The sequence below is a fragment of the Enterococcus sp. BWR-S5 genome (assembly GCF_016745255.1).
Taxonomy (GTDB): domain Bacteria; phylum Bacillota; class Bacilli; order Lactobacillales; family Enterococcaceae; genus Enterococcus_L.
The window spans coordinates 19,204-40,642 of sequence record NZ_JADOEQ010000027.1; the positions used below are offsets into that span (position 1 = coordinate 19,204).

Annotated in this window: 20 protein-coding genes; 4 read left to right on the forward strand and 16 right to left on the reverse strand. The window is 39.6% G+C overall.

The genetic code is table 11. The annotated features are described in order from the left end of the window. Window positions 1-150 precede the first annotated feature (150 nt). The 3 genes from IW510_RS20625 to IW510_RS20635 all read right to left on the reverse strand — a co-directional run bounded on the left by IW510_RS20625 (window position 151) and on the right by IW510_RS20635 (window position 2,338). Window positions 151-1,044 (reverse strand): deoxyribonuclease IV, encoded by an 894-nt coding sequence (locus tag IW510_RS20625; RefSeq protein ID WP_202062974.1) that lies wholly within the window; start codon window positions 1,042-1,044, stop codon window positions 151-153. Window positions 1,045-1,202: 158 nt separating this feature from the next. Continuing rightward, window positions 1,203-1,661: a DUF1801 domain-containing protein gene (locus tag IW510_RS20630; RefSeq protein ID WP_202062976.1), complete on the reverse strand. Its 459-nt coding sequence runs from the start codon at window positions 1,659-1,661 to the stop codon at window positions 1,203-1,205. Between the two features lie 11 nt (window positions 1,662-1,672). Continuing rightward, window positions 1,673-2,338 carry a YdeI/OmpD-associated family protein gene (locus IW510_RS20635; protein WP_202062978.1) on the reverse strand — a complete coding sequence of 222 codons (666 nt, stop codon included), beginning with the start codon at window positions 2,336-2,338 and terminating at the stop codon, window positions 1,673-1,675. Between the two features lie 179 nt (window positions 2,339-2,517). Between IW510_RS20635 and IW510_RS20640 the strand changes: the two genes are divergently transcribed. Then, window positions 2,518-2,856, forward strand: coding sequence for an iron chaperone (locus IW510_RS20640; protein WP_202062980.1), 339 nt, complete (start codon window positions 2,518-2,520; stop codon window positions 2,854-2,856). Between the two features lie 90 nt (window positions 2,857-2,946). Here the strand turns inward: IW510_RS20640 and IW510_RS20645 are convergent, their stop codons facing one another. From IW510_RS20645 to tyrS, 3 genes are all read right to left on the reverse strand, one after another. Further along, on the reverse strand, window positions 2,947-4,197 hold the full coding sequence (locus tag IW510_RS20645) for an esterase/lipase family protein (protein ID WP_202062982.1): 1,251 nt from the start codon (window positions 4,195-4,197) through the stop codon (window positions 2,947-2,949). Window positions 4,198-4,825: 628 nt separating this feature from the next. Continuing rightward, the gene (locus tag IW510_RS20650) at window positions 4,826-5,593 is read right to left on the reverse strand and encodes a helix-turn-helix domain-containing protein (RefSeq protein WP_202062984.1); all 768 of its coding nucleotides are present in this window, start codon (window positions 5,591-5,593) and stop codon (window positions 4,826-4,828) included. Between the two features lie 262 nt (window positions 5,594-5,855). Beyond that, entirely contained in the window at window positions 5,856-7,118 is a 1,263-nt protein-coding gene (gene tyrS, locus IW510_RS20655; protein WP_202062986.1) for a tyrosine--tRNA ligase, read from the reverse strand. Window positions 7,119-7,324: 206 nt separating this feature from the next. On the opposite strand from tyrS, the gene IW510_RS20660 reads away from it, so the two are divergent. Continuing rightward, window positions 7,325-9,907 (forward strand): transglycosylase domain-containing protein, encoded by a 2,583-nt coding sequence (locus IW510_RS20660; protein ID WP_442896461.1) that lies wholly within the window; start codon window positions 7,325-7,327, stop codon window positions 9,905-9,907. Between the two features lie 87 nt (window positions 9,908-9,994). Here the strand turns inward: IW510_RS20660 and ccpA are convergent, their stop codons facing one another. After that, window positions 9,995-10,996, reverse strand: coding sequence for a catabolite control protein A (ccpA, locus tag IW510_RS20665; RefSeq protein ID WP_202062988.1), 1,002 nt, complete (start codon window positions 10,994-10,996; stop codon window positions 9,995-9,997). A 211-nt stretch (window positions 10,997-11,207) separates the two neighbouring features. On the opposite strand from ccpA, the gene IW510_RS20670 reads away from it, so the two are divergent. Beyond that, entirely contained in the window at window positions 11,208-12,308 is a 1,101-nt protein-coding gene (locus IW510_RS20670) for a M24 family metallopeptidase (RefSeq protein ID WP_202062990.1), read from the forward strand. Between the two features lie 63 nt (window positions 12,309-12,371). Here the strand turns inward: IW510_RS20670 and IW510_RS20675 are convergent, their stop codons facing one another. The 6 genes from IW510_RS20675 to hprK all read right to left on the reverse strand — a co-directional run bounded on the left by IW510_RS20675 (window position 12,372) and on the right by hprK (window position 17,491). After that, entirely contained in the window at window positions 12,372-12,947 is a 576-nt protein-coding gene (locus IW510_RS20675; protein WP_202062992.1) for a YtxH domain-containing protein, read from the reverse strand. A 30-nt stretch (window positions 12,948-12,977) separates the two neighbouring features. Continuing rightward, complete coding sequence (locus IW510_RS20680) at window positions 12,978-13,394, reverse strand: DUF948 domain-containing protein (protein ID WP_202062994.1); 417 nt, start codon at window positions 13,392-13,394, stop codon at window positions 12,978-12,980. A 347-nt stretch (window positions 13,395-13,741) separates the two neighbouring features. After that, window positions 13,742-14,638 carry a UTP--glucose-1-phosphate uridylyltransferase GalU gene (gene galU / locus IW510_RS20685; RefSeq protein ID WP_202062996.1) on the reverse strand — a complete coding sequence of 299 codons (897 nt, stop codon included), beginning with the start codon at window positions 14,636-14,638 and terminating at the stop codon, window positions 13,742-13,744. A gap of 13 nt (window positions 14,639-14,651) precedes the next feature. Further along, window positions 14,652-15,662, reverse strand: coding sequence for an NAD(P)H-dependent glycerol-3-phosphate dehydrogenase (locus IW510_RS20690; protein ID WP_202062998.1), 1,011 nt, complete (start codon window positions 15,660-15,662; stop codon window positions 14,652-14,654). A gap of 45 nt (window positions 15,663-15,707) precedes the next feature. Continuing rightward, complete coding sequence (lgt, locus tag IW510_RS20695) at window positions 15,708-16,544, reverse strand: prolipoprotein diacylglyceryl transferase (protein WP_202063000.1); 837 nt, start codon at window positions 16,542-16,544, stop codon at window positions 15,708-15,710. Window positions 16,545-16,555: 11 nt separating this feature from the next. Next, window positions 16,556-17,491, reverse strand: a complete 936-nt coding sequence (gene hprK / locus IW510_RS20700) for an HPr(Ser) kinase/phosphatase (RefSeq protein WP_202063002.1) — start codon at window positions 17,489-17,491, stop codon at window positions 16,556-16,558. Between the two features lie 160 nt (window positions 17,492-17,651). On the opposite strand from hprK, the gene IW510_RS20705 reads away from it, so the two are divergent. Beyond that, window positions 17,652-18,614 (forward strand): GIY-YIG nuclease family protein, encoded by a 963-nt coding sequence (locus IW510_RS20705; protein ID WP_202063004.1) that lies wholly within the window; start codon window positions 17,652-17,654, stop codon window positions 18,612-18,614. Window positions 18,615-18,647: 33 nt separating this feature from the next. On the opposite strand, the gene IW510_RS20710 is transcribed toward IW510_RS20705, so the two are convergent. The 3 genes from IW510_RS20710 to liaX form a co-directional block, all read right to left on the reverse strand. After that, a complete protein-coding gene (locus tag IW510_RS20710) occupies window positions 18,648-19,007 on the reverse strand; it encodes a phage holin family protein (protein ID WP_202063006.1) in 360 nt (119 codons plus the stop codon). Next, window positions 19,007-19,318 carry a PspC domain-containing protein gene (locus IW510_RS20715; protein ID WP_202063014.1) on the reverse strand — a complete coding sequence of 104 codons (312 nt, stop codon included), beginning with the start codon at window positions 19,316-19,318 and terminating at the stop codon, window positions 19,007-19,009. Before IW510_RS20715 ends, IW510_RS20710 begins: the two co-directional genes overlap by 1 nt. Window positions 19,319-19,493: 175 nt before the next feature. After that, window positions 19,494-21,104 carry a daptomycin-sensing surface protein LiaX gene (gene liaX / locus IW510_RS20720; RefSeq protein WP_202063008.1) on the reverse strand — a complete coding sequence of 537 codons (1,611 nt, stop codon included), beginning with the start codon at window positions 21,102-21,104 and terminating at the stop codon, window positions 19,494-19,496. Window positions 21,105-21,439: the final 335 nt, after the last annotated feature.

The window sequence follows — 21,439 nt, forward strand, 5'->3', positions numbered from 1 at the left end:
TTACTGTACCATCGTCCTCACAAATGATGATGCATAAAAAGCAAAAAGGAGTAGCAGATGCTTCTCCCTTTCGCTTAAGTAATTTCTCTATAGAAAACATTCTGTCACTTGTCAGTCTGCAAAGCAGTTGATACGCTTACTTCTATAAATCTATGCCTGTCCTTCAATCTTTTCCAGCAGGTCTGAATCAAAGGTGCCGGATTTCAGCATGGCAATTTCAAATCCATAGGGTGCCTTTTTATTTTTCTTGTCTTCACCAACATATGGTGTTTCCAAAATTTTAGGCAGCTCCGTCAGCTTTTCATGGTGAACAATCTTGTTCAGAGCATCAAAGCCAATCGTACCAAAACCGATATTCGCGTGTCGATCCTTATGGGAAGCCATCGGATTTTTAGAATCATTAACGTGAACAACCTTCAGACGGTCTAAGCCGATAATTTTATCAAATTCCTCCAAGACACCGTCAAAATCCTCTTTGACATTATATCCGGCATCATTTATATGACATGTATCCAGAGTTACAGACAGCTTTTCATTCAAGGTAACTCCTTCAATAATTGTTGCCAACTCTTCAAAAGTACGCCCCAGTTCAGTTCCTTTCCCTGCCATTGTTTCTAAAGCAATTTGAGGAATTTGATCCTTCGACAATACTTCGTCCAATCCCTTAATGATCTGCTTAAGTCCTGCATCAACACCAGCACCTACGTGAGCACCTGGATGGAGGGTAATTTGTTTCGCCCCTAACGCTTGTGCCCGTTGAATTTCCTGACGTAAAAATTCTGTCGCAAAGCCAAAGTTCTCCGGCTTGATTGTGTTGCCCAGATTAATAATATAAGGAGCATGCACAACGATATTGCTTAAGCCATGTTTCTCCATAAAAGCTTGTCCTGCTTCAATGTTCAGTTCTTCGATTGGTTTACGTCGTGTATTTTGAGGTGCTCCTGTATAAATCATGAATGTGGATGCTTGATAGCTTGCAGCTTCTTCCGCTGCACCCAGCAACATTTTTTTACCGCTCATACTTACATGTGATCCTATTAACATCTTGTTCCTCCTTTATTCTCATCTTTTTCAGGTTACGTGAAAACAAATGGAAAGACAACCTTTTTGCCTCATTTTGAGAAAGGCTGAACTGTTCAGCAGCATGGCTGACTCTATTTGCCCAACTCATTTATTGTTTTCTAACAAAGAATCTCCTTTTTTCAGGAGGTTGAATTTCTTTTCACTGCAAATCGTTCGTACTGACCAATCCATTCATCCATACTCATTCGGGAAGCCAACTCTCCCAGCAGCTCAAAAGGAATCGTTTTAGGATTGGTCAATCGGATACAGCTCTTCCCCATATTCAGCTTTGTAGGCATTTGCTTCTTGTACTCTTCCTGAAACCAGTTTAGCAACTCTTTATTCCCCATCAATCCCATATGATAAAGAGACAGATGCTTTTTCTGTGCTGCTAAACTAATGAAGGGCAGCCCTTCGTCTTTTCTGCCAAGATATCCTTCAGGGAACACACTCAATGGAACAATAAATGTTGGCATCTCATATTGCCAAGCCAGTTCAAACTCGGCTGGTACTTGTTCCTTCAAAATCTCTAGTAACTCGCTATAGACTGCTTGCCATTTTGGATCAATTGCTTTAATGTATGCCTCTATTTGATTCATCGATTTTCTCCTTAAGACAAAGACTGTCGATATAATTCCTTGGATTTGAATCCCTTTTCCAACAAATCAATCATTTCTAGTTTTCTTTTTTCTTGTGTGGCTTTTTGCTTGGCACTGAATATATATTGAGCCCAACCTCTTTGATAGCCTGGCGTCAGACTAGAAAATAGCATTGCCGCTTTAGGACTGATCGATACCATCTCTTCAATTTTCGGAATGAATGAAGCATAATCATGAACAGTCTGACTCTTGGCTTTGGCGGTACTCTTTTTCAGAACATTTTTAATGCCAATAATTGTAAAAACCTCATCTAAGCTAACCATTCGATTGAACTTTAGAGTTGTGCCTTCAACAAAGCCATCCTCTTCATTCACATGCAATGCAGGAAAAATCTCATCACGATGAACATAAGTTTTGTATTTCTTATTCCCCTTTTTAGGATATGCAATATACAATAGACCATTTTCGTTTAAGCTATTTCTTTTCCAAACGGTTTCCACAACCTCTTGAAATTCTGCTATCGTTTGGACAAAAGCGATGATTAAATCAACAGATTGACTAGATAAAGCTGTTTCATCAAAAGACAAATCTGAAAAATATTCGGCGGAAGGCCGCTGTAAAATCATTTTTCTTTTGTATTTTGTTAGTTGTAGTTTTTCTGTAATTGAACGAACCATTTTTGCTTCTCCCTTTTCTGAATGATGTGTTCAGTGTATCATTTCCAGCTATACAGCGCTACTTAGAAATTCTATACCTGCCATTTTAAGAAAAACACGGTATACTATAGGAAATATCTTCTATCTAATAGATTAAATGTATCTTTTTTTCACAACTTACAAGCAAAGGAGAAAAACTTATGTCCCCAATTGAAGAATACATCCAAACGATGCCCGCTGACAGACAACCTATATTAACCGAGCTATATCACTTTATTCAAGCAACTGTACCTGAAGCAGAGGAAAAGCTCTCATATGGCATGCCTACGTTTTACTTGAAGGGAAATCTCGTTCATTTTTCTAACGCTAAAAACCATATCGGCTTCTATCCAACCCCTTCTGCTGTTACAGCCTTCCAAGATCAGCTGACAGAGTATAAAACATCAAAGGGCGCCATCCAATTTCCGGCAAACCAAGAATTGCCTTGGGAATTAATTCGTGAAATCGTTCTTTTTAGAAAAGTCGAGAACTTAGGCTAATCAAAAAAATAAGTTGATACAAAAAATCGAGAGAATGGAACAATACTTGTCCCATCTCTCGATTTACTATTTAAAATTAGTAGAAAACATTTAAAGCGAACGATTACGAACAACGATATTTTGATAAAACTGTTTAACTGATTTCTTCAAAAATGGCGCTTGTGTATAATCCTGTCCAACAAAATCCATGTGCTCCCAGCCTTGAATCGTTGGTTCTACATACCACATACCAGCTGTCGGATTCCCATCAGCAGCTTTATATGGCTGTCCAAAAGGATAGAGTGCTGAAATAACAGGAACCAAGCCATCATTTTGACGCCATTCTTTCCCGCCGGTTGCTCCAATGTAAGCGGCTGGAATTGAATATAAAGGAAACACAGTTACTGACGGATAGTAATTACTCGAAAACGCACCTTTGTAAGTAGCATTTCCTGAATAAGAGAAATAGTACACATCACTGCTTAAACTCGTCTGTTCATTCAGTTTCGTTGCCCCTTCTGTTGTTAAATCATACAACACAATATCTTCATTGGCATTCCACACTTTACTGCTGAACACACGCTTCAAATAATTTTTATTTGCTTCCCCCGGAAACTGCTTCAAGCCCCATTGATCCAGCTTAAAATCATAAGATAGGTTTATGGCTGAGCTATTAGCAATAAAGGCTGAACCATAAATCACTTCATGCAAGAGTCCCTTAGCTAAAGATGCCACCTGTGTGCCATTATGAGGTGTAGCAATTGCTGTAATACTGCGTATCCAAGTTTTATTTCCTGAAAAAAGTTCCGGAAGCTCTATGTTATTTGCACGAGCATGTTCCCGTTCTTCCGCACTACCTTCTCTAAGCAGTGTATCTAGCAACCGGCTTGTTTGCCCTCCCTGACTATGGCCAATCAAATGAATTTTATTTTCTCCATCCCATTGAGGATAGATGCCCGGAAATGTTCTTCCATATCGCTCATGGCCATGCTCCTTCACATGGGCTGCCCCATAATCAACTGTCCCGCCTTTAATATAGTAATAAAGTTCGATTGCTCGATCCCAGTTGCTGCCAAAGGGACTAACTACGGCTTCCATGCTTGTATATCCATCGTTTGATAGAGTTCCAATAATATTCTGTGTTGTTCCTCCCCAGTAGTATAGATTTGACCCTAACTCTCCATGACCGAAACCTGTCAATCCATGAACAAAAATATTTGGATCAGAGTTTTCAGCATGAGCTTCCTGTTCCTGAACTGCCCCCAAAACGAAAATCAAGCTGAATAAAATCATCGTTTTTAACAATCCATTTTTTTTGATCTCTTTCCAGCCATTCGCTGAAACAATAAAATGATTCCCCACAATACACTTCTCCTTCTTTAAAAAATAAATTTATTCCAGAGGTCATTTTAGCATATAAACAGTTAGTAAAAAAGAGCTATTAGGGTTATTTTCCAAACATTTCAAAAACTATTATTTGAATTAAAAAGTAATATATATTTTTTGATTATTACCAAAATAGAAACTGTATACAAAGTATATAAATGGGTTTTCATCTTAATCATTTATTTTTTTCTTCATAAAAAAATAACAGACATGTCTCTGTGTTAAGCACTGCGTCTGTTATTTATTATGTTATTTAGTATTCAACAAGAAGTTTTTTTTCCTCTACGAACAACTATAAACTTCCCCTCTATACTAATCGAGCAAATATATCTCTTTTCACACCTTATAAGCAAAGGAGAAAAAATTATGTCCCCAATTGAAGAATACGTCCAAGCAAACCAAGAATTGCCTTGGGAATTAATTCGTGAAATCGTTCTTTTTAGAAAAACAGAAAATGTTGGATAAGTGAAAATATGTAGATAGCTGTTTATCGTAGAAAAAGAGGTGCTTGGCGTAATGGCCTGAGCTCCTCTTTTTTTTTACTGTTTTCTAGCAACTTCCATGAGCTGCCAACTTTTCCCCACCTATATCACATTTCTTCACTTCATTCTGTCCTGTTCATATAATCAAATAAGTATTCCTTATTTATGATGGCACCAATTAGATTAGCAGAATCAACGATAGTAATCCCCTTCCTTTCAATGTAGGACATCGCTTGTGGAATATACGCCACAAACGCAGTCGATAGTGGTAAAATAATCGGTTCCCCTATGATTTTTTCCACTCTTATAACAAAAATATCCGGTTGAACATCGAATGGGCTATACCGAACTTTACTTCTATAGATAAGCTCTACTGAAATAATTTCCTGATAAGGTAGAAAGATACAGGCTGGTTTTCTCCCAAACAAGCTTTGTAAAATATGCTTCGTTCGTTTCATTGATTGTTTTGGGTACTGACAAATTTTTATCCCTTTTTTCTCAATGACCCAATAGTCCTTAATCACTGTTGGTAAGACAACTACCAGCCCAAGAAAAAACACTAGCAGAAACAACCAGACAGGCTGATAGCCAAATCCTGTGAAGAGTAGACTAATCAACAGCCATAGCGCAATTACTCCCATTATTTTGATGGAAGTTGCTCTATGTCCCACAATAAACGGCTTTTTGAAATAGGTGCTGCCTCTTATCAACTCGTCTAAAGAGATATCATAAAGATCACTCAACATAAGTAAATTATCAATACTTGGCATATTGATGCCTGTCTCCCATTTGGAAATCGTTTGATGGGTAACGAAAATTTTTTCCGCTAACTGCTGCTGAGTAAAATTATTTTTAATTCTGATTGTTTTCAAAAGTAATGGAAGCTCCATCTTAATCCCTCCTTCTCTTGTTTCTGTTCATAGACTTACTATATCAAAACTATCAATAAACTGCCTGCACTTAAAAGGGGAATCGCTAAAACAAGGGCTTTTCACGAGTGAAATCACATAGAATGACTTTTGTTGCTACACTGCTTTTAACCAGGAAAACTCACAAAAGCGGTAGGTTTTCTTTCTACTTATCTAATGATTCAAAAAAAGCAGGAACAACCATTCAATGATGGTCATCCCTACTATCTTCATTTATATGCTTCTAGTATTTCAACAAGAAGTATTTCTTTTTCCCTCTACGAACGACTGTAAACTGACCCTCAATCTTATCTGTATCAGAAAGTTCGGCAGCTACATCTTGCATCCGTTCACCGTTGATATAAATCGCACCATTTTGAACATCTTCTCTCGCTTGGCGTTTCGATGGTTCTATTTTGGCAGCAATCAACAGCTCAACAATGTTCATAGAGTCTTCCGCTTGCACTTCGTAGGAAGGAACATCCTTAAAGCCTTGAAGAATCTCTTCTGCATTCAACTCTTTGATGTCGCCGCTGAATAACGCTTGTGAGATTTTAACAGCTTGATTGTAGGCTTCTTCACCATGAACCAGTGTTGTTACTTCTTTTGCCAGTGCTTTTTGCGCAGCACGCTTTTCAGGTGCAGCAGCAAATTCTTTTTCGATTTCAGCAATTTCTTCCAATGTCAGGAAAGTGAAATATTTCAAGAACTTCATTGCATCCCGATCATCCGTGTTAATCCAGAATTGGTAGAACTCGTATGGAGAAGTCTTCTCTGCATCCAACCAGACAGCATTTCCTTCGGTTTTACCGAATTTTGTACCGTCAGCCTTGGTAATCAAAGGCATCGTCAAACCAAAACCTTGTACTTCTCTTTCACGACGCAACAATTCAATACCTGAAGTGATGTTGCCCCACTGGTCACTTCCACCAAGCTGCAACAAGCAGCCTTGCGTTTCGTACAGCTTCAAGAAGTCATAAGCTTGAAGCAGCTGATACGCGAACTCAGTATATGAAATCCCTGTTTCAATCCGGCGCTTCACACTTTCCTTGCTCATCATATAATTGATTGTAAAGTTTTTCCCCACATCTCTCAGGAAATCAATCAATGAGATTTCTCCCAACCAATCATAGTTGTTAGCTAATATTGCTGGATTTTTTTCGTCATCAAAATCAATAAATCGAGACAATTGACCTTTGATACTATCAGACCAGTTTTTTACAGTATCCAGTGTATTCAAGCTGCGTTCTGCATCCTTGAAGGAAGGGTCTCCAATCATTCCCGTGCCTCCACCTACTAACGCAATCGGAACATGACCGTTCAGCTGAAAACGCCGCAACATCAAAATCGGCAATAAATGTCCGATATGTAAACTGTCAGCTGTTGGGTCAAACCCGATATAAAGCTTAACAGACTCTTCATTCAATTGTTTTTTTAACGCTTCTTCATCAGTTGTTTGATGAACGAGACCGCGTGCCTTCAGCTCATCAAAAAAATCTGTGCTCATTTCTATTTCCTCCCAGACTCATTTTCACGGAGCATTTGCCCTGTCTTTTCATATTAACTGATTCACAGGTCAAATAAAAGACAAAACCCGGCTTTTTCTTTAATAAATTAAAGATTTTACGATAAAAATCGGAACAACTGTTCATCAGTCGCTTTTTTTGCTATAATATCACGGAATACACGAATTGACATACCGAGGTGAAGTTTTTGGACAATCAACATAATTCGAATCAAAAGAACCAAAATTCTCATAAACTGCTTAATAAAAAAACAACCTTCCTTACATTCAATGTAATTGTTCGAGTGTTAAAGGCATTGGTTCTTTTCGCTGTTATTGCAATTATTTTAGGTGGCTCATTAGGTCTGGGCGTCGGCATGGGGTACTTTGCTTCTTTAGTAGAAGGAACAGACCCACCTACCAAAGAAGAGCTGGAGAGAGAAATCAGCGATATCACAGAAGTCTCAAAAATGACCTATGCAGACGGCTCTACAATTTCTGCGGTCAAATCAGACCTGATTCGAACACGTGTAGATGGTGAGCATATTTCTCAGCTGGTAAAAAATGCAGTCATTGCTACGGAGGATGAATACTTTGAGGAACACGATGGCGTTGTTCCAAAGGCATTAATCCGTGCACTGCTTTCTGATGTCGGTGGTATCGGCGGTTCTTCCGGCGGTTCAACTCTGACACAGCAGCTGGTAAAACAACAAATCCTTACAGACGAGACGACCTTCAAACGAAAAGCAAACGAGATTCTACTTGCTTATCGAATTGAAAACTACTTTAGTAAGGATGAAATTTTAACAACCTATCTAAACGTTTCTCCTTTTGGCAGAAACAATAAGGGCGAAAATATCGCAGGTGTCGAAGAAGCTGCAAAAGGGCTTTTTGGCAAAAGTGCCAACGATTTAACCTTGCCTCAGGCAGCATTTATTGCAGGGCTGCCTCAGAGTCCGATTGTTTACACGCCGTATCTAAACACAGGTGAACTAAAAGAAGATATCTCTGCCGGTATAGCTCGGAAAGATGCCGTTCTCTTCAATATGTATCGGGAAAAGATGATTACCAAAGAAGAATACGAGGCAGCAAAAAGCTATGATCTTGCACAGGATTTCCTGCCAAGTGAACAAGCCAACACAACTGCACAAGGCTTCTTATATTATACGGTGCTGAACCAAGCAGTCGATGTCATCATGGATATGAACATCGAAAAAGCCGGGGTCAATCGAGCGGAGCTGGACCAAGTTGGTCTGGATCAATATGAAGAGCAAGCACGACGCCAAATTGAAAACCGCGGCTATACAATTGAGTCAACAATTGATCCGACAGTCTACAACACAATGCAGGAGGCTGTTGCCAACTACGGCTATCTGTTAGATGATGGCTACGCAGCCGCTTCTGTTGAAACAGGGAATATCTTAATGGATAATCGAACTGGTAAGATTATCGGGTTTGTTGCAGGACGCAACTACGATATTAATCAAAATAACCATGCGTTTGACACTGAACGACAGGTAGGCTCAACCATCAAACCAATTTCAGTCTACGGACCGGCAATTGATCAAGGCATGATTGGCTCTGAAAGTCGACTAGCCAACTATCCAACGAAGTATAAAACAGGTGGGGTGCTTGAAAATGCAACAAATGCAGGAACCAACACCTTTGACACTGTCCGTACTTCACTGGAATGGTCCTACAATATTCCTGTCGTAAACTTAAATAATGCGATGAAGGAACAAATGGGTGACGAGAACTTCTCTTATAATAACTATTTGAGCAAAATGAACTACCCTGCTGATGAGCGCTGGTCCTATGAATCAGCACCTTTAGGTTCTGTGGAAGCATCTGTTTATACACAAACAAATGGTTTCCAAACACTTGCAAACGGCGGTGTTTACCAAAAAGGCTATATGATCGAAAAAATTACCGACAATGATGGCAATGTGATTTATCAGCATCAGGAGACACCTGTACAGGTCTATTCTACAGCGACAGCATCAATTATGAATGATTTGATGCGCTCTGTGCTTGACTCAAAAATCACAACACCTTTCAAAGACGTGATTACCGGGTTAAATCCTCAACTGGCAAGTGTGGACTTCGTAGGGAAAACTGGTACGACAAATGATTATAGAGATGCTTGGTTGGTGGTCTCCACTCCTAGTATCACAATCAGCTCTTGGAGCGGTTACGATGAAAATAGCGTGATGAGTTCAAACAGTGGGATTCAAAATAGTACGTACCTCGCTTATCTAACTAACGCAGTCTATACGGTTAGACCTGACCTATTTAACCCTGAGGAGCGCTTTACGCTATCTGATGATGTGATTCAGGCCAGTGTGTCTAAACTCACAGGCGATAAAGAAGGTGGCTTTATGTACAATAATATTCGTTACAGTGTTTCCAGCGGTTCCATTGTTTCCTATTTCGCTAAAAATGGTCCGGCAGATAGTCAATACAAATTTGGCTATGGTGGAACAGATGCCAACTATCAAGCTTATTGGAGCAAGTATCTTTCTACTAAAACAGATGCAACCGGCTCCTCTGGTTCAACAGGCTCCGGAAACACAAATACGAACAACAACAATACGAATTCCAATACTGGCAATGTCAGCGGGAATACAAATACAGATGCGAATACGAACACAAACAACGATGCAACAAACAATGACACAAATACAGACACGAACAATAACGAAACACCTACTGAAGAAAATAATAACAATAATAACAACAATCAAGAAGAAGAAACACCACAAGGTTCTATTGAACCCGCACCGACAGAATAACAAAAATAGAGCAGCTGACAGCTGCTCTATTTTTTGTTTAATAAAAGAAGAGGCAGCCCTCAAAAGGATGCCTCTCTAATTATCTACTTATTTAGTTGAACCCTTTTTATCAATACCATAAGGCAGAACAACTGTTTTATCTTCAATCTCTTCTTTGTTCATCAGCTTCGTTAACAGACGCATAGCTACTGCACCAATATCGTACAATGGTTGTGTCACACTTGAAAGCTTCGGACGAGCAACATCTGTCAGCAATGAGTTATTGCTGGTAATGATTTCAAACTCTTCCGGTACCTTGATACCTGCATCAAGCATGCCATCCAGAAGACCAATCGCCAATTCATCATCGGTCACTACAGCAGCAGTTGCGCCACTATTACGAATACGTTCAGCTAAATTGATTCCATCTTTGAATTTATATTCTGCTTCAAAAATCAAGCCTTCACTATATGTCAAACCATTTTCTGAAAGAGCTTCCTTATAACCGCTCATTCTGTTTTTCCCATTAATCGGGTCAATCAATGCACCACTGACAAAGGCAATTTTCTTATTGCCATTTTTAGCTAGAATATCTGTTGCATCCTTTGTTGCGGCACTGTAATCAATGTTTACACTACCAACCTGCTCATCAGGATCAATTGAACCAGCCAATACAACCGGTGTTTTTGAACGTGAAAATTCGCCACGAATCTCATCTGTGATATGGTGACCCATAAAGATGATTCCGTCTACTTGCTTAGCAAGCAGATTGTTCAACACGTTTACTTCCTTCTGATCGTTACCATCAGAATTTGCTAAGATAATATTGTATTTATACATTGTTGCGACATCGTCAATTCCTCTTGCCAATGAAGAGAAAAAGATATTGCTGACATCGGGGATAATAACTCCAACCGTCGTAGTCTTCTTACTTGCCAGGCCTCTCGCAACAGCATTCGGACGGTAATCCAAGCGGTCAATGACTTCCAGTACTTTCTTTCTGGTTGCCGGCTTCACATTGGGATTACCATTTACTACACGAGAAACGGTTGCCATAGATACGTCTGCTTCACGAGCAACATCATAAATTGTAATCGTTTGTTTTTCCATGATTTCTCTCCTAGAATTTATATTAGTCTTCATTTTCTGAAAACTTCATTTACATTTCTTATCTAGGATAGCAGAGTTATTTTTATTTTGCAACCGTTTTTATGCCATTTTCATGAAATTTAGCATTTCTATTTTCAAAAGGAAAAAAACTGCGTTTCATGGTATGATAAATTAAGCAATTTTACAGAATCAACAAGAAAGAAGGATATGCATGAATCAACAAAAAATGAATGAACTGAAGCAATGGATGGCTAATGAAAAAATTGATCTTACCTACATTAGTGATCCGCATCATATTGGTTATTTCTCAGGTTACGAAAGTGACCCTCATGAACGTGTATTGGCGCTTTTTATTCCTTTAGAAAGTGACCCATTCTTATTTACTCCGGCCCTTGAGGTTGAGGATGCACAAAACAGCAGCTGGAGCTACCCTGTATACGGCTATATGGATGGTGAAAACCCTTGGGAAAAAATTGCCCAGCTGATTAAACAGCAAGGACAACCTAAAAAAATTGCGACTGAAAAAGAATTTTTATCTATCGCTCGTTTTGAAGCGTTGCAATCCCACTTCCCAGAAGCTGACCTTTCAGCAAATGCTACACCAGCTGTTGAACGACTGCAATTAATCAAAACGGACGCTGAAATCGGCTTGCTTCTTGAAGCAGGAAATTGGGCTGATGTTGCGTTGGAGATTGGTTTTCAGGCAGTTACTGAAGGAGCTGCTGAACAAGAAATTATTGCTGAGATTGAGTATCAGCTTAAGCGTAAAGGCGTTCGTTCTATGAGCTTCAATACCCTTGTGCTAACCGGGAAAAATGCGGCCAGCCCTCATGGTACGCCAGGAGCTGCAACAGTTGCCTCAGGTGACCTGGTGTTGTTTGATTTAGGGGTCATTTGGAAAGGCTACTGTAGCGATGTCACTCGGACTATTGCTTATCAAGAACCAACAGCTTTCCAAAAAGAAATCTATGCACTCGTTCTCGAAGCACAGCTGGCAGCCACTGCGGCTGTGAAGCCAGGAGTGACTGCCGGTGAACTGGATCAAATCGCTCGTGGCGTAATCGAAAAAGCCGGTTATGGAGAATACTTCAATCATCGACTTGGTCATGGCATTGGCACAACCGTTCATGAATTCCCTTCTTTGATTACAGGGAATGACTTAGTGATTGAAAAAGGCATGTGCTTCTCGATGGAACCGGGTATTTATATTCCCGGAAAAGTTGGTGTCCGTATTGAAGACTGCGTACATGTGACGGAAGACGGCTGTGAATCCTTCACAAAAACACCAAAAGAGCTGCAAATTTTCGGATAATTATATAATAAAAAAGTAGCTGACTGAACAATATCAAATTCAGTCAGCTGCTTCTTCTATTTTTTATTTTGCAACCTTATCCGCTGCATCTTTTACATCTTTTTTCGCTTCTTCTACCTTATCAGGCACGTCAGCTGTTGCTGCTTTTACTTCTTCCTTGCCTTCAGAAACGATTTCTTTTGCCTTTTCAGCTGAGTCCTTCACGTCAATGAAAATGTCATCGGAAGTATCCTCTGCGATGTCAGCAAACTCATCCATTTCATCTGATAGCTCGTTTTTTGTCTTTTTAAAGCGGCTGGAAAGATCGTCTGTTTGTTTACGTAATGTTTCGAGAACCGAACCAGATACGTCTTGCGCGCGATCAAAAGAGTCCTTAGAACGCTCCTTGATATTGCCTGCCAGTCCACTTGCTTGTCCACCAAAAGAATCTGCTTTATCTTTCGCAATAGAAGACAGCTCGTCGCCTTTTTCCTTCGCATACTCAGTGTACTCAGATGCTCTATCTTTTAATTGGTCTGCTTGCTCAGCAAGATCCTTTCTTAACTCTTTTCCAGATTTTGGCGCCAATAACAAAGCTGCAACTGCTGCGGCTGTTCCGCCGATAACTGCTCCTAATAGAAATCTGCTTTTCTTTGCCATTTGATCATTCCTCCATACTTAATCTATTGATTATTTTTTTGAACGCATTGCTCTAAAAGCAGCTCCGCCCACTTTTCCAACTACTCCTGCTTTAGAAGTTGCCTTTCCGGCTGAACCGATTTTACTTACCAGATTCTTACTGGAGTGGTTCAACTCAGAAACACTGTCACTTAAATCAGCGACAGCTTGGAACAACGGATCGATTGTTGCCACTTTTTGGTTCACATCATTTAAAAGATCATTACTCTTCACCAACAAGCCTTCAACCTGTCTCGATAAGATATCAACATCGCTCGTAACTACTGCAATCGTTTTGTTCGCTTCATCAACCGTTTTTGTCACTTGATCCACCGTTTTTGAAATTTTCCATAATACTAAGGCAATAAACACAACTAGGACTGCAAAAGCGGACGCTGCGATTAGTCCTGCAATTTCTCCACCTGTCATCTCTTTTCTCCTCTCGATTCTCAACATCCATTTTAATTAGAATAACACTTGCTTTCCAATTCTACAAATGTTTCATCATAAACTTTTTATATAATTTTAACCAATCACTTCCTTGTACGAAAAGAAACATTCATCTGTATGATAAATAATGAAATAACTACAGCTTCTCATAGTTTGGCATGATTTATATAGAATATTATACCAATTTTCTGCTGTTCTCTCCACTACTGAAAAAACATCTTGGAAAACAGTCCATTCTTTTTATTATTATGTAAACAAAAAGGACTGGAACATTTTGAGTGCCAGTCCTGCATCCTAACAGATGCCAGCTCGGTTAACTGTTTTGTCTATTTTTTTGTTTTTTCTTGTTCTTTTGCCAATTTTTGACCAACCTCAATCAAATAAGCCTTAAGATTATCCTTAACTTCCGGGTGAGTCAAGCCATACTCAATGCTGGTTTTCATAAATCCAAATTTATCACCAACATCAAATCGTTTTCCTGTAAAGGTTCTGGCAAATACTCGCTGTGTTTTGTTTAATGTATCAATTGCATCAGTCAATTGAATTTCACCACCGGCACCTGGTGCTTGATTTTCCAAAATATGGAAAATTTCAGGCGTTAACAGGTAACGTCCAATAATGGCCAAATCACTTGGTGCATCTTCCGGATTTGGTTTTTCTACAAAGTTCTTCACATTATAAAGACCTTTGCTAACCTCTGTCTCAGGATTGATGATGCCATATTTAGATGTATCCTCATGAGGAACCTTCATTACCGCCAGTGTTGCTGCGTGTGTTTCTTCATAATCATTAATCAGCTGTTTTGAAAGTGGAATTGTATCCTCCATGATATCGTCACCCAACATCACAACAAAAGGTTCGTTGCCAACGAAAGCTTTAGCTTGTAAAACGGCATGGCCTAATCCCTTTGGATGTGATTGACGAATAAAATGCAAATTAACATCCGTTGTTTCTTCAACAAGCTTCAGCAGTTCTGTTTTATTCTTTTCTCTTAGATTTGTTTCCAACTCAATATTGGCATCAAAATGATCCTCGATTGGACGTTTAGCTTTCCCGGTAACAATTAGGATATCTTCAATACCAGAAGCCAATGCTTCCTCTACGATAAATTGAATCGTTGGCTTGTCCACGATTGGAAGCATTTCCTTCGCCATCGCTTTCGTTGCCGGAAGGAATCTCGTTCCTAGCCCAGCTGCTGGAATTATTGCTTTTTTTACTTTCATTACCTTTTCTCCTTTAGAATTCATTTTCTGTCTTCCCATCTCTTAACATAATATCTTTTGCTGCTTGTTTTACATCCTTATTCTCATAAAGTACCTGATAAATTGCTTCTGTAATTGGCATTTCAATATTCATTTGTCCAGCCAACTCATAAGCCGCTTTTGTTGTTGAAACACCTTCAACAATCATGCCCATATTTTCCAGTACTTCATCTAAATCATGACCTTCACCTAGCAGATTTCCTGCTCTCCAGTTGCGAGAGTGAACACTTGTACAGGTCACAATAAGATCACCAACACCGCTCAAACCAATAAATGTTAATGGATTTGCACCCATTGCCACGCCTAATCGGCTGATTTCCGCCAATCCACGTGTCATGATTGCCGCTTTCGCATTATCGCCAAAGCCAAGACCATGGATAGCGCCGGCACCTAAAGCGATGATATTCTTCAATGCTGCACCGGTTTCTACACCGATAACATCTTCATTTGTATAGATTCTGAAATAATTATTCATGAACAAATCCTGCACATATTCAGCATTTTCAAGTACTTCACTAGCTGCTGTAATTGTCGTAATATCATGAACTGCGACTTCTTCTGCGTGGCTTGGTCCAGACAGAACAACAACGCCCTTACGCTTATCAGCTGGAATTTCTTCCATTAGAACTTCAGAAATACGCTTATGAGAACCTTGCTCCAAGCCCTTTGACGCATGGATAATCAGTGGTTGATTTTTACAAAGTGCAGCAAATTCTTTCGCTACCGGGCGCATCGCTTTTGTAGGAACAACAAATAGCACTGCATCTACTTGATCGATACACTCTTCCATTGTTTTTGTTCCTCTAATTGACTCCGGAAGGACTAAGTCAGGAAGATAACGTTTGTTTGTATGAAATTGGTTGATTTCATCAATCTGCTCTTCCACATTCCCCCAGATTCGGACGTCATGTCCATTCTCAGCTAAAACCTGTGCTAATGCCGTGCCCCATGAACCGGGACCTAAAACAGCGATTTTTTGTTTCATTATGTGTTTCTCCTCCTAAAATAAATGCATTCATTTATTTCTCAGCTATGTTGTTTCTTTGCGTTCCACACGCTGTTGATTTCTATTGTAATAAGATACTTTTGGATTTCTTCTTCGAATCAGCAAGACTACTATTGCCCCAACAAATAGCACGAGTGACAATAGCTGTGATACGCGCAGCAATCCAAAAACATACAAACTATCGGTTCTCAGCCCTTCGATGAAGAAACGGCCAAATGAGTACCAGATAATATAGAGCAGAAAAACTTCTCCTTCTTTCAGGAAGTTCTCTTTTCTGCGAAGAAGAACGAGTACGATAAAACCAAGCACATTCCAGGCAGATTCATATAGAAAGGTAGGCTGTCGATAAATCCCATCAATCTCCATATTATTGATAATGAAATTTGGTAAATGGAGGCTCTCTAAGAAGCTTCTAGTTGTATCCGGTCCATAAGCCTCGTGATTCATAAAATTACCCCAGCGGCCAATTGCCTGCGCTAAAATAACGCTTGGCGCTGCTATATCCAGAAACGTCCACGTTGAAATGAAATGATGCCGCGTAAACAGCAACAATGCAATCCCTCCGCCGATTAATCCGCCATAGATAGCTAGACCGCCATTTCTGGTAAACAAAATATCAATTGGATTATCTACATAATCCTGCCATTCAAACGCAACATAATACAATCTGGCACCAACAATGGCACTCGGTAAGCCCCAAATCATGAAATCAACGACATCGTCTGATTTCAGACCAACACGTACTGCTTCTCTACTACTTAGCCATACAGCTAAAATAATCCCCGAAACAATGATTACTGCATACCAATACACAGCAATTCCAAATACTTGAAAAGCGATTGGGCTAACTTGAGCCAGCATGACTATTCCACCTACATTCCTGAATTTTCTTCAATTAATTGTGTCAGCCTGTTTTCAAATTCCTGTGTTGCATCATACCCCATACTCTTTGCACGGAAGTTCATGGCTGCAACTTCAATGATGATCGCCACATTTCGACCAGTTTTTACCGGAATTCTAATCTGCGGAACATCTACGTTCCCAATTTCGATTACTGCGTCATCACTACCTAAGCGGTCATATTGCTTGTCTTTGGCCCAGGCTTCTAAATAGACAACTAATTGAACTTGCATTGAACCTCTTACGGCACTTGCACCGAAAAGATTCATTACATCTATAATACCTATTCCTCGGATTTCAATCAAATGTTGTAAAATTTTTGGTGGTTCACCAATTAGGGTCAGTTCATCCTGCTGATGGACATCTACACGATCATCCGCAATCAATCGATGCCCCCTTTGAATCAGCTCAAGGGCTGTCTCACTTTTTCCGATACCGCTATCGCCTTGAATCAGAACACCTAACCCGTATACATCCACCAACACACCGTGAACACTGGTGCGAGTAGCCAACTGATCGTCAAGGAAGCTGGATATTTCTCCCAGCAAACGAGATGTTGAAATTGGCGAACGTAAAATAGCCAGATTTTTTTCCTTGGCTGCCTGAATCATTTCTTCCGGTACATCCAATCCACGTGAAATGATGAATGCCGGTGTATCGTCTGAACACATACGGCGCATAACCAATAACCGTTCTTCCGGAATCATCCGCTCAGCGAATGTCATTTCTTTATTTCCAAACAACTGAAGCCGGTCATGAGAATAATAGCTGAAGTAGCCCGTCAGCTCCAAACCGGGACGAGAAATATCCCCCGTTGTTATTTCTTTATCTAATGCCTCTTCTGTAGCGAAAACTGTTTCCAAAGAAAGCTTTTCCACCAATTGACGTATTTTCACTGTTTCTGACATAAAGCTTGACTCATTCCTTTCCTGTCTCCGCTTTATTTTATCATTTCGAACAGTAAGTTTCTACACTTATTCCTTTTTCCTTCTCGTATTACCTAATCTTGACTATTTTACCAGTCAATGTATACTTATGGTAATTTTACGGAAACCGAGTGTGGTTAAGATGAACGAGAAATTAAAGACAAAAGCAAAAGGGCTACCTCTATCTCCCGGTGTCTATTTGATGCGGGATAAGACGGGAACCATCCTATATATTGGAAAAGCAAAAAAGCTAAAGGAACGCGTCAGCAGCTATTTTATCAACAGTAAAAATCACTCGACCAAAACAAAAAGAATGCTTCTGCACCTTACTGACTTTGACATTATACAAACAGATACAGAGCTGGATGCACTGTTGCTTGAGTGTCGCTTAATTCAGCAGCATCGACCAATGTATAATCGGCAGATGAATGCTTTTGAGCGATACAGCTACATGAATATTTCAATGGGTAAAGAAACAATCAAGCTGTCTATCAGCTCTGTACCGTCAGATAGCTATTCTTTTGGGCCCTATGCTGTCTATCGAAAGCTTCCTGAGATTAAAGCGATACTTGATAGGCTTTACTGCCTTAATCCTGAAGATCCTTGGCATCAGCTCTATGCTCAGTCTCTTACCCCTGAGGCTTCGACAGTCATATTAGATGAGCTGCTTGAAGCCTTTACAGGAAAGTCTGAACGACTTGAAAAAAGAATGGAAGCAAAGATGCTGGCATTTGCTGAGCAGCTTCATTTCATCCAAGCTGCACAATGGCGCGATGATTTGGCCTTGATTCACTACTTTTTTCAAAAGCATTCCCAGCTTCTGCTGCACCCCATTAGTCAGAAAGAATGGCACACATTGTGGTTGCCGACAGAAAAGGGCCAGAAGTGTTACCTTATCTATCAAGGACTCGTTGTGATGGAGCAGCATTTTCCTGACCTCATAACAAAAAACAAAAGAATCTTACGTAAGCGTGCGAAAGAATTAATTCCCGCCTCTGTTCCAGTGTTCCGTTCATTTTCAAAGGAGCAGATTGATTTCATCACAATTCTTCATGCTTACTTACAAAGAGAAACCGATTACCAGCTTCTTTCTGTAAAAAAATAGATAGGCAGACCGGCATAACAGCCGGCTGTCTATCTATTCTTTTTCTTTATTCAAGTTGTGTTCACTGACTATCACATTCACAATTGACATGATGACAGCCATTAAAACTGCTGCTCCAAAGCTGGAAAAACCAAAATTCATTTCTCCTACAAAGAAAGAAGTCATTCTTAGAATCATCGCATTCACTACAAAGCTGAATAAGCCAAAGGTTATCAGAGTAAATGGTAATGATAAAATTGTTAATATTGGTTTAACAAGCATATTCAGTACAGACAAGACAAATGCTGCTACAATGGCAATTCCCAGACTCTTGACAAAAATCATATTCGGGAAAATAACTGCCAATGAAACGAAGGTTAATGTATTAACGACCAGACGTTGAAAGTAGGTCATTAAAAGTCACTCCAGTCATCGTCGTCAACTTTTTCCGCTGGTTTTCTTTGTTCTCTGTACGGGTTCTCATTTCTTGTATTTCGATTGTAATTGTCATACGGGTTGCGGTTTCCTCTGTTTTTTCGTCCAGAAGGCATAACCATTGCTAAAATGATGTACACCAAGACGCCTGGGAATGCTGCTGAAAAGAAACTGATAATCACAAACAATACACGAACGATTGTTGGGTCAATACCAAGCCATTCTGCAATACCAGCCAATGAACCGGTCAACACTATGTTATTAGAAGATTTAGCCAATCTTTTTTTCATGTGAATTTCACCTCTTACTCTGAATAGTTTTTCATTTATTTTTGTTGGATACACAGCTTTCCAAGCGGTACTCTTTGGAGAATCATGTAAGCAATCAAGCAGCTTGCTTTCGTTATCTGATTGATTGCCCACATAATTCCTCCGAGCTCCGTTTCTAAGCTCTTGCTCTACGCATTTATTTGTCTGTGTCTTTCAAATAAATGTTTCCTGTTGTTGTAGAGGCATTGATTTGAGCCATTTTTTCATCGTTTAGACGTCTGAATTGAAGCAATTGGTTGGTACGATCCTTCTTCTCACGAATCACTTCATAGTCGGATAGACGACTATTGATACTTCCTAAGCTAGTTTTAACAGTACCTTCAGCACCGATTGTTTCCGGTAATGCAATTTTCACATTTCCGTTAACAGAGCTTGCTTCGATTTTTCTCAATGTGTCTTCTTTTGCAGTGATTCGAACATCACCATTGATTAAAGAAACAGAGATATTTTGTGGTGTTGCCAGCACAGTTACTGTACCATTTACTGTTTCGATTACGTTATCCAGGATTTCACCCTTGATAATCTTGATATCTCCATTAACACCTTCTACCTCAAGCATTGTTGCATCGATTGTGTTAAAGGTAATTGAGCCATTTGTTGATTTTGTATAAACATCTTTCGCTTTTAATTCTTCCACGTTGATATTACCGTTCAACAGCTTCACAGACACATGGTCGTAAGTTCGTGCCGGTAAGTAGAAGACCAAATCAGCTCTCACGCGTTTATTCGGAATTTGGAAAGAGATAACCTCTTCATCCACATCAATTTGGCTTCTTTCAAGGAACGCTTCTAATGGTGTATCTGCATCCATCTTGCCATAAAGCTTGATGTTTCCTTCAACTTTCAAGTCGTCCTTATCCCAAGTCTTGAATACGATGTTTCCGTTTGCTACCTTCACATCGATTAAGCTTGCTTCAACATCTGGGTAGTTGAATTCATGATCGAATTTCGTTGTTGCTACACCAGGTACTCGGAAATTGATATCTTTCCACTCAACATTATCATTCACTGTATCACTAATTGTGCTGAATGTTTTCTTCAAGAATGAGCCTAATTGTGAACCGGCTTCACTCATTTTTTCGCCTACTTGATTCAGTGTATCTGTTGCTTGTTCTTTCCAATCATCTGGAATGTCAAACTTGGAAGTGACATGATCCTTTGTTTCAGACCATTGCTCTTTACGAATGTTTTTCAATTCAGCTTCCAATGCAACTTTTTCTTGATTTTGATCTGCAAGTGAATCTTCCAGATTTTTCAACTCTTCTTCTAAAGCTGCTCTGGTTTCAAGCTCTTCTTCTGAAAGTGCATCTAGCTCTTCCTTCGTGTTGAGCTCCATCAAAGATTCCTGAGTTTCTTTGATTTCTTCTTTGATTCCCGCAATTTCAGCATTGATTTCATCTAACTCAACTGACGTGTGGTTCGCCTTCGTCGCCAAGTCATCAAGAATTTTTTCAAGGTTTTTGCGATCAGCTTCTGAGCTTTCTTTGGACTGCTCTTCGAAAGAATCAGCCGCACTCTTTTCTGTATGTACAGTTTTTTCGTGTGCTTCCAGCTCGTCTACTAAATCAGCTACAGCATCTTTTTCTTTTGAGTCAACAGGTGTCGTTGTTACATCTACTTCATCGGCAGCCTTTTTGATTTGTTTTTCATCTTTTTCAGTTGCCAGATTTTCTAATAGGACCAAGGCTTCCTCCGATGTCAGGATTCCTTTTTTAACTAAATCTAATACTCGTTCTCTTTCTTTCATGGAAATTGCCTCCTTAGCAAATTTTTCACCCTAAGGTGTTTTCCTTACATGTATTATTATGCCCTCTTTTTCATTTTTTGTCATAGGACTTAAGAATGAATTTTGCCTCGTTCTCAAGGACAGCTCTAAAAAACCGACTTTTTCTGTCTTTATCTTAGTCAGTATCCGTGCATTCGTCAACTGATGTCTTTTGGCCCATTAAATAGATATAAAAAAGTAATTATCCACCCGCATAGCGGGTGGCTTTTTAATAGCCCTAGAAGGGCTCATTACTTGCTGCTCCCTTCAAGGGAGCTTTTTAAGAGACCGCCAACCGCTATCTCTCTATTTTTTTC